The sequence below is a fragment of the Bacteroides sp. genome (assembly GCF_019417265.1).
Lineage (GTDB): Bacteria > Bacteroidota > Bacteroidia > Bacteroidales > Bacteroidaceae > Phocaeicola.
The window spans coordinates 1-7714 of the sequence record NZ_DXVR01000111.1; the positions used below are offsets into that span (position 1 = coordinate 1).

Here is a 7714-nt window from a genome sequence, read left to right on the forward strand (position 1 = left end):
GTTAACCTTAAAATCTAATACTATGAAAAACACAGTACAAAGGTACGGACTTTTCCGTAATCTGCAAGTCTTTGGAGTAAAAAAGTATGTTTTATAACACTGTTTAACCAAACTGCTTTATTTGAAAATCTTGTTAACAAAAAAGGAGGCAGTTTAGCCTCCTCCGTTACTTCTGTTTGTAGTTTTATATGCATCCTTTGCTTGACGGTACTTCGAAGTGATATACATCACGTTTCACTGCCATCTTGATACTTCTTGCAAGGGCTTTGAAAATACCTTCAATCTTGTGATGCTCGTTCTGGCCTTCAGCCTTTATATTGAGGTTCATACGTGCGGAGTCGCTCAGCGATTTGAAGAAATGCAGGAACATTTCTGTGGGCATGTCACCTATTTTCTCGCGTTTGAATTCTGCATCCCATACCAACCATGCACGTCCGCCAAAGTCGAGTGCCACCTGACACAGACAGTCGTCCATAGGCAGGCAGTAGCCGTATCTCTCTATTCCCCGTTTGTTGCCTAATGCCTTGTAGATACATTCTCCAAGGGCTATGGCAGTGTCTTCTATCGTGTGATGTTCGTCCACTTCGAGGTCACCTTTTACTTTTATCGTAAGGTCCAGCCCTCCATGTTTGCCAATCTGTTCTAACATATGGTCGAAAAATCCCAAACCGGTACTTATATCGCAAGAACCGTTTCCGTCGAGGTTGAGGCTTATGTAGATGTCTGTTTCTTTTGTAGTGCGTCTTACTTCAGCTTTTCTCTCTCCGGCAAACAGAAATTCAGCTATCTTGTCCCAGTCTTTTGTGGCAAGAGAACAATATTCTTCCAGCGATTTCTCTTTCAGAATCTCCTTGTCGTCCTGCAGGAGTATGGCCTTACAGCCAAGATTCTTTGCAAGCTCAACGTCTGTAGCACGGTCGCCTATAACAAAGCTTCCGGCAAGGTCGTATTCAGGATTGTCGATGTATTGTGTGAGCATTCCTGTTCCGGGTTTTCTGGTAGGAGCGTTGTCCTCCGGAAAGCTTCTGTCAATACAAACATTGTCGAAGGTTATTCCTTCGTTCTCCAGTGTTTTCATTACAAGATTATGTACCGGCCGGAAAGTATCTTCAGGAAAAGAATCTGTTCCGAGTCCGTCCTGGTTTGTCACCATTACGAACTCATAGTCCAACTTCTCGCGTACAAAACTCAGATTCCGGAATACTTTAGGATAGAACTCAAGCTTTTCGAAAGAATCGAGCTGATAGTCTACGGGCGGTTCTATCACTAAAGTCCCGTCGCGGTCGATGAATAATATCTTTTTCATTGTTCCTCCTTATTTATAGCTTTCAAGAGCCTCAATCAGCTTGTCATTTTCCGGACGTGAGCCGATAGTGACTCTGAGGCAGTTGTGACACAGAGTGACATTTGTACGGTTTCTTACTATGATACCATTATTTACCAGATAGTCGTAAATCTTTTTTGCATCAGATACTTTTGCAAGGAAGAAATTGGCATCGGTAGGGTAGATGCGTTCGCAGCATGCCAATTTGCCGAACTTTTCTATCAGTCTGGTTCTTTCGGTGAGCAGAGTTTTCACCCATTCCTTTATCTGATATTCTTTTCCAATCATGCTGATTGCTTCGGTCTGTGTGAGGTGATTCACGTTGTATGGGTATTTCACCTTGTTGAATACAGATATGATTTCGGCCGATGCAAATGCCATACCGAGGCGGATGGCAGCGCATCCCCATGCCTTGGAGAATGTCTGCAGTACCACCATGTTAGGGTATCTGTCGAGCATGGTGGTGAAAGAAACTTCGTCTGAGAAGTCGATATATGCTTCGTCTATAACTACAATTCCTGCAAATTCCTGTAATACGGTTTCTATTTCTTTTCTGCACAGATTGTTGCCGGTAGGATTGTTTGGCGAGCAGAGGAAGATAAGCTTGGTCTTTTCATCTGTCTTATCCAAGAGGTCTGAAGCCCTGAACTGGAAGTTTTCGTCAAGCAGTACTTTGCGGTATTCCACATCGTTGATGTCTGCACATACTTTGTACATCCCGTATGTAGGGTCTATCGCTACGGCATTGTCTGTGCCGGGAATACAGAATGTACGGTAAATGATGTCGATAGCCTCATCACTTCCGTTGCCGAGGAATATTCTATCGCAAGATACATTCTTTACCCTTGAAACCAAAGTTTTAAGTTCTGTCTGCAGAGGGTCCGGATATCGGTTGTTTGGTGAGTTATAAGGATTTTCGTTGGCATCAAGGAATACAGATGCTGTGGCTCCTTTATACTCATCCCTTGCAGAAGAGTATGGTTTCAATGACCATATATTGGGGCGTATAAGTTCGTTTAGTGGTTTCATTGTCTTTAATCTTATGATTTTAGTCTTATTGTGACTGCATTCTTGTGTGCATCAAGAAACTCGTTTGCAGCCATTGTTTCTATGGTCGGTCCTATGTTCATTATACCTTCTCGTGTGATTTCCTGGAATGTAATCTTGCGTGTGAAACTGTCCAGATTTACTCCGCTGTAGGCTTTTGCATATCCGTTGGTAGGAAGAGTGTGGTTGGTTCCCGATGCATAGTCGCCTGCACTTTCAGGAGTGTATGGGCCGAGGAATACTGAACCGGCATTTACTATCCTTTCTGCCACCTGCATATAGTCTTTTGTTTCTATGATGAGATGCTCCGGAGCATATTCGTTAGACATTTCAATAGCTTCATCAATGGAATTTACTAAAATGAGTTTGCTGTGTGAAAGTGACTTTTCGGTAATTTCTTTTCTTGGTAATACAGATAGCTGTTTTTCCACTTCTTCCTGCACCGCATCGATAAGTTCCTCTGATGTAGTAATCAGTATTGACTGACTGTCAACTCCGTGTTCAGCCTGTGAAAGCAAGTCGGATGCAACGTATGCCGGATTCGCCGTCTCATCAGCCAGTACAGCTACTTCCGAAGGACCTGCAGGCATATCTATAGCTACATCGTGAAGCGATACTTCCTGCTTGGCTGCCATTACATATTGGTTGCCCGGACCGAATATCTTATATACCTTAGGGATACTTTCCGTACCGTAAGCCATAGCTCCGATAGCCTGTACACCACCTGCCTTGAATATTCTGCTTACTCCGGCTGCCTTGGCCGCATAAAGAATGGCTGGATTGATTTTGCCTTCGCGGTTTGGAGGTGAGCAAAGAACTATTTCCTTGCAACCTGCAATCTTGGCCGGAGCCGCAAGCATAAGCACTGTAGAGAAAAGGGGAGCGGTACCGCCCGGAATGTAAAGACCTACTTTCTCAATGGCTACTGCTTTCTGCCAGCATGTAACCCCTGTTGTAGTAGTTACTTTCTGTCCCTCAAACTTCTGTGAAGCATGGAATGTACGGATATTCTCCAAAGCCTTGCCAATTGCTTCTTTAAGCGTACTGTCAGTGGCTTTTTCGGCTTCGGCAAACTCTTCTTCAGTAACTTCGAGCGATGCAAGTTTCACCTTGTCGAACTTCTCTTCGTATTCAATAACGGCTTTGTCACCTTTCTCGCGTATATCTCCGAGCACCAGTAGCACAGTGTCGCGAAGTGTAGCCGTATTCAGTGTAGGACGGCTCAGAATACTTTTCCATTCTGACCGTGCGGGATATTTTATTAAGTTCATTTTTTTTAGTCTTTAGTTCTTGGTTGTTATCTTTTTTATTCTCAAAGAATCATCTTTTCGATAGGAAGAACCAATATGCCCTGCGCGCCGATAGCTTTCAGCTTTCCTATTATATCCCAGAAACATTTCTGGTCGAGAACCGTATGTACGCTGCTCCATCCTTCTGTGGCAAGCGGCATGACGGTTGGACTTTTTATACCCGGAAGAACTTCAATTATATCTTTCACCTTGTCAGTCGGAACATTCATCAGTACATATTTCTTGTCTTCGGCAGCCTTTACGGCATCTAATCTGAACAATAGTTCCTTGAGAATTTCCTTTTTCTCTTCACTCATGTTTTTGTTACCAATCAGAAGAGCTTCGCTTTTCATCACCACTTCCACCTCTTTCAGATTGTTGCTGATAAGTGTAGAACCAGAACTTACTATGTCGAAGATGGCATCAGCCAGTCCGATACCCGGAGCAATCTCTACGGAACCGGTTATCACATGTATATCAGCCTTGATATTGTTCTTGTCGAGGAATTTTTTCAGAATTACCGGATATGAGGTTGCAATTTTCTTTCCGTTGAACCATTCCAGGCCGTTGTACTCTATCTCCTTATGAAGGGCGAGCGACAGGCGGCATTTGCTGAATCCCAATCTTTGGATGATATCTGCTTCTTCCTGCTTTTCTTCAAATTCATTTTCGCCCACTATACCCATGTCTGCAACACCGTTTGCCACGCATTGAGGAATATCGTCATCGCGCAGGAAGAGAATTTCTACAGGGAAATTAGTTGACTGTGTAAGCAAAGTGCGTTTTGATGTTGACAGTTTGATGTCAGCTTCTGCAAGCAGGGCCATTGTATCTTCGAACAGACGGCCTTTTGATTGTACGGCAATTCTTAGCATATTTTTCGGTTTTAAAAGTTTATAATCTGTATTAATAAAAATGGCTCACCGTGGATTTTACGGCAAGCCTTGAATAAATCTTTTTCTATAATGAACTGCATGAGCCATCAGCCTACCGATTATTTCGTCAGGGAATGATGATGGTGATGTAGTGCAGTTGTAAAAATCATAACTTTTTCTTATTGTTTGCGACAAAAGTATAGTGAAAGATTTAGAATTCCAAATTTTTATTGCAAAAAGTTTGATTTTTCTTTCAAATTAGCGGATTGACCTCTTCCTCTTCTGTTTCGCATCCATAGAAAAACATGTCTTTCTGTGCCTTCTCTTTAGGGAAAGTGAAGTATGTACATGAAGCTCTCGTACATTCTTCTCCTTTCATATTATATATAGAAGCATCTACCAATATGATGTTTCGTTTCTGTTCGCTGATATGTGCGCGCAGCACTACATAGTCGTCTGTAGTCATTATGGATTTCATGTATCTGGTTTCCATTTTCGACGTTACGCCAGTAGTCTGAAGCTTTCTGGCTATCACCCAGGCGCATATTTCGTCCAACAGAGTGGCCTGTATTCCGCCGTGCAGTGTGTTTACCCATCCCTGATATTTTGCTTCAGGATGCCAGATGCTTACTATATCATCTCCGTCCTCGTAGAATTCCATTTTTACACCGGCTTCGTTGTTCGGCGCACATCCGAAACAATAATAACCGTCCAGTCCTTTCCATGGGTTAATAATCTTTTTCATAGGCTGTTGCAATTATATTTCAAAATCCACACAGGCTCTGTCTTCCTTCGCTTCTTTGATAATTCCGGCTGCTGCCACATGAGCCGGATGGACGGAGTAAGCTTTTACATCTTCCAATGAATCGAAAGTACTGTCCAGGCATATATCCCATTTCTCCGACGGGTTGATGTTTAGTCCCACATGAATATCTTTTATAAATTTGATTGTTTCCGGCAGAGCTTCGATAGCCGATTTGAAACTGTTCATTATTTCAATTTTCTCATTCTCAGACAAGCTGTCTTTCAGCTTGAACATAACAATGTGCTTGACCATAGTTTGTATTTTTTATTAATTATAGTATTTTTGTATGCAGCAAAGATAGCAAAAGGTGAGAGCAAATAAATAAGCTTGCTTAATTTTTTTTGCCGAACCGCATCCTATCTTATTTAAAGATAGCATTAATTATTAAAATGTGATACAATGAATAAACGTAAAGTATTAATTCCGTCGCTGATAGTCCTTGCTGCCATTGTGGTTGCAGTTTCTTTTTTTATGTTGAAGAAGGAGGAGGCAAGAATCATTCACGACGACCTTGACCGGATTATCGAGGATAAAGAGCTTATAGTTCTGACGATTAACAGCTACGCATCGTATTTCAACTACAGGGAAGTTCCTATGGGGTTCCAGTATGAGTTGGCGCAGGGATTTGCAAAATCATTAGGGGTTGAGCTGAAAGTAAAGGTGCTGAATTCGGAAGTCGAACTTGTCAATGCTTTGTTGAATGGAGAGGGGGACTTTATAGCATATAATCTGCCAATTACTAATGAACGGAAAAAAGACCTGATATATTGTGGCGAGGAAAATGTGTCGCATCAGGTTTTGGTTCAGAGATACGGTAAGAATGGTTTGGAGGACGTAACCCAGCTTGTGGGGAAAGAAGTCTATGTAATGCCAGGCAAGTATGAAGAAAGGCTTGAAAATCTTAATCAGGAGTTGGGTGGAGGAATAATAATAAACGAGGTGTCGTCGGACAGCATCAACAATGAAGACCTGATAGAAATGGTTGCCGAAGGCAAGATTGATTATACTGTAACCAACAATGAACTGGCAAAAATCAACAAGACCTACTATCCGAATCTTGATATCACCATGGAAATAAGCTTTGACCAGCGTTCTGCATGGGCTGTCAGAAAAACATCTCCCAAACTGGCAGAGGCGGCAGACAAGTGGCATAGGGAGAATATACATTCTGCTGAGTTTGAAGCCAGTGCCAGAAGATATTTTGAACTCAACAAGCATACCCCGCAAGGCTCAATCCTTTCGTTGAAAGACGGCAGAATATCCCATTATGATGATTTGTTCCGTAAATATGCCCCTCAGATAAACTGGGACTGGAGGTTATTGGCGGCCCTTGTATATACGGAGTCGAATTTCAATCCTTATGCTGTTTCCTGGGCCGGGGCAAAAGGATTGATGCAGCTCATGCCACGTACAGCCAGACTTTATGGAGTACCTGCAGGAATGGAGAGCGACCCGGAACAAAGCGTAAAGGGAGGAGTGAAATATATAGCCGAGCTGCAGAAGATTTTTTCTAAAGTAAAAAGCGACAATGACCGTATAAAATTTGTTCTTGCGTCATATAATTCCGGTATAGGACATGTGTTTGATGCAATGGCATTGGCAGAGAAATATGGAAAGGACAAATATCTGTGGGATGGAAATGTGGCTGTATATATGCTTCTGAAAAACAAGGAGGAGTATTATAAGGACTCTGTATGTAAAAACGGTTATTTCAGGGGTACGGAAACATATAATTTCGTGCGCGATGTTATGACCAGAGCCGATGTATATATCAGGAATATCAAGGAATGATATAAAAAAACAGAGGGCTGAAAGTTCATAAGGAAAACTTTCAGCCTTGTCTAAGCGTAAATGATGAAAAATGAGTGTTTAATTATTTCTTTATTTGAACATTTCTACAATTTTATTCAGTTCGCCGGCATTTATTACGCCGCTCTGTCGCCACATCTGTTTCCCGTTTTTGAAAATCATCAGTGTAGGGACCGATTGTATGCTGTATTGCATTGCCAGTGCGTTATTCTTGTCAACGTCTACTTTTACAATTCGTACTTTATCGCCCTGCATGTCTTTCACCTGTTTCAGGATAGGAGACATTGTTTTGCATGGTTCGCACCATTCTGCAAAGAAATCCACAATGACAGGTACGTCCGATGAAGAAATCAGTTCATTAAAAGTTTCCATATGTCTATCGTCTTATGTTGTAGTGATTATGTATATGTAAAACAATTATGATATAAGTTTTGTTCGGTATGAAAACAAAAAAAAGGTGGAAAAAATTCCACCTTTATAGTTTATCTGTTTTCGAATAACGTTCGAACAGTATTTGTCTTACCCTGAAAAAAGTTGACTCATAAAACCAACATTATGAGTTCAC

General features: G+C 41.7%; 8 protein-coding genes. 1 reads left to right on the plus strand and 7 read right to left on the minus strand.

The window, feature by feature from the left end; translation table 11 throughout:
- Positions 1-184: 184 nt before the first annotated feature.
- The 6 genes from hisB to QZ379_RS11210 form a co-directional block, all read right to left on the minus strand.
- Positions 185-1306, minus strand: a complete 1122-nt coding sequence (gene hisB, locus QZ379_RS11185) for a bifunctional histidinol-phosphatase/imidazoleglycerol-phosphate dehydratase HisB (protein WP_291564592.1) — start codon at positions 1304-1306, stop codon at positions 185-187.
- A 9-nt stretch (positions 1307-1315) separates the two neighbouring features.
- Positions 1316-2353 (minus strand): histidinol-phosphate transaminase, encoded by a 1038-nt coding sequence (hisC, locus tag QZ379_RS11190; RefSeq protein ID WP_291564594.1) that lies wholly within the window; start codon positions 2351-2353, stop codon positions 1316-1318.
- Positions 2354-2364: 11 nt separating this feature from the next.
- Positions 2365-3642 (minus strand): histidinol dehydrogenase, encoded by a 1278-nt coding sequence (hisD, locus tag QZ379_RS11195; RefSeq protein ID WP_291564597.1) that lies wholly within the window; start codon positions 3640-3642, stop codon positions 2365-2367.
- A gap of 41 nt (positions 3643-3683) precedes the next feature.
- Complete coding sequence (gene hisG / locus QZ379_RS11200; protein ID WP_291564600.1) at positions 3684-4535, minus strand: ATP phosphoribosyltransferase; 852 nt, start codon at positions 4533-4535, stop codon at positions 3684-3686.
- A gap of 253 nt (positions 4536-4788) precedes the next feature.
- Entirely contained in the window at positions 4789-5280 is a 492-nt protein-coding gene (locus QZ379_RS11205) for a PaaI family thioesterase (RefSeq protein ID WP_291564603.1), read from the minus strand.
- Positions 5281-5292: 12 nt separating this feature from the next.
- Positions 5293-5592, minus strand: a complete 300-nt coding sequence (locus QZ379_RS11210; RefSeq protein ID WP_291564606.1) for a Dabb family protein — start codon at positions 5590-5592, stop codon at positions 5293-5295.
- A 147-nt stretch (positions 5593-5739) separates the two neighbouring features.
- On the opposite strand from QZ379_RS11210, the gene QZ379_RS11215 reads away from it, so the two are divergent.
- Positions 5740-7131: a transglycosylase SLT domain-containing protein gene (locus QZ379_RS11215; RefSeq protein WP_291564609.1), complete on the plus strand. Its 1392-nt coding sequence runs from the start codon at positions 5740-5742 to the stop codon at positions 7129-7131.
- 90 nt (positions 7132-7221) lie between these two features.
- Here QZ379_RS11215 and trxA read toward each other — a convergent pair whose 3' ends face one another.
- Positions 7222-7521: a thioredoxin gene (gene trxA / locus QZ379_RS11220; RefSeq protein WP_291564612.1), complete on the minus strand. Its 300-nt coding sequence runs from the start codon at positions 7519-7521 to the stop codon at positions 7222-7224.
- Positions 7522-7714: the final 193 nt, after the last annotated feature.

What these genes read in the sequence shown, in the direction of transcription:
- hisB (WP_291564592.1), bottom strand. Translation starts at nt 1,306, where the DNA reads ATGAAAAAGATATTATTCATCGACCGCGACGGGACTTTAGTGATAGAA.
- hisC (WP_291564594.1), bottom strand. Translation starts at nt 2,353, where the DNA reads ATGAAACCACTAAACGAACTTATACGCCCCAATATATGGTCATTGAAA.
- hisD (WP_291564597.1), bottom strand. Translation starts at nt 3,642, where the DNA reads ATGAACTTAATAAAATATCCCGCACGGTCAGAATGGAAAAGTATTCTG.
- hisG (WP_291564600.1), bottom strand. Translation starts at nt 4,535, where the DNA reads ATGCTAAGAATTGCCGTACAATCAAAAGGCCGTCTGTTCGAAGATACA.
- QZ379_RS11205 (WP_291564603.1), bottom strand. Translation starts at nt 5,280, where the DNA reads ATGAAAAAGATTATTAACCCATGGAAAGGACTGGACGGTTATTATTGT.
- QZ379_RS11210 (WP_291564606.1), bottom strand. Translation starts at nt 5,592, where the DNA reads ATGGTCAAGCACATTGTTATGTTCAAGCTGAAAGACAGCTTGTCTGAG.
- QZ379_RS11215 (WP_291564609.1), top strand. Translation starts at nt 5,740, where the DNA reads ATGAATAAACGTAAAGTATTAATTCCGTCGCTGATAGTCCTTGCTGCC.
- trxA (WP_291564612.1), bottom strand. Translation starts at nt 7,521, where the DNA reads ATGGAAACTTTTAATGAACTGATTTCTTCATCGGACGTACCTGTCATT.